The organism is Prevotella sp. AM23-5, from assembly GCF_003473645.1.
GTDB classification, from domain to species: Bacteria; Bacteroidota; Bacteroidia; order Bacteroidales; family Bacteroidaceae; genus Prevotella; species Prevotella copri_A.
Genome location: NZ_QUCG01000172.1, coordinates 1 through 1,161, shown reverse-complemented (window position 1 = coordinate 1,161; position 1,161 = coordinate 1). Strand labels below are relative to the sequence as shown.

The following is a 1,161-nucleotide window of genomic DNA, read 5'->3' as shown; positions in this document are numbered from 1 at the left end:
TATGCAAGGATATAAGAGGAATTATTATACCAACTTATATCTTCGTCCATCCTGGCACACCACGATGATAATATAGACTACCACCAAACAACTCAGCACCATTTGCTTCCATCCCAATCTCAACAGTGTTTAATCGGAATAACCTAACACCTTAGCCTTACATTTCCGAATTAGATGGCAAGAGTATCTGGTCAACAAACGTATTTGCTGCGTAAAGCATAGCTTTATAACTTTTCCCTTCTAGTAAGGCATATCTACCTATATCAACTGTGATAATCTCATTAGGTGCAATATCTTTGTTGGCTACAGCCCTATACTCGCCAAATTGGAAAGCAGTCATTTGAGTACTTGTAGAGAACCTAATATCAATATAGATTCTTTTATATGTCGTAGAACCAACATTCTTCAATTTAACCTCTTTGGTTGACGGGTAATAACTTAACTTCAAGTCTCGCAAATAAGCGTTCTGAGTTGTTTCTATTATCACATCGTTTGGCACTGCTGTAGGAATCGGATACCAACTTCCTGCTACAAAATTAGGTCTGTTACTAGTGTCATACTTAGCAGTGGAAAGAAAAGGAATGGCAACGTAAGTTCCTGTAGCTAAATTAGAACCATTTCCACCGATTTGCACCTGAAAATTACCATTGCTTACAGTGTTTGATTCCGTCCTAAAATAAACAGGTTTCCCTTTTTTGAACAGAGCGAAGCCGAAATAACAATCTTTCGTTATACCAATATCTTCTAGGTTAACTCTATCATCTTCACCTACGGACGGTCTGCGGAATCCACAAGACCCCGACACACCGCTATTGGATGTAGTCCTTACTGTAGCACTAAAACCAAAAATTGGACTAGTAGCTTTACTATTGTATCCTCTAAAATCACCCAAGCGATAAGGCTCTGCGCTTCCTCCCGAAGGTCTCTCATACGAATATCCGTTATCGTGATTTTCGTCACCATCTATAAAATAAGCATTGTACAAAGACTCTAGAGTGTTATAGTTTGGAACAGAAATTCCATAGTTCCCGTCCCTAGCCCTATACCAATCATCGGGAAATGGTGAAGGGTAACATGTTGGTTTGTATTTTGCCCACATATTTATCTTGGCGGACTTGCAAAGAGTAGCCAAATCATTACTTGATTCTCCCAGCACCGACT

1 pseudogene is annotated in these 1,161 nt (G+C 39.4%); it reads right to left on the bottom strand.

Annotated elements, in window-relative coordinates:
- Nucleotides 1-157: 157 nt before the first annotated feature.
- Nucleotides 158-1,161 (bottom strand): annotated as a pseudogene (locus DW657_RS18065) (hypothetical protein); the annotation flags it as partial.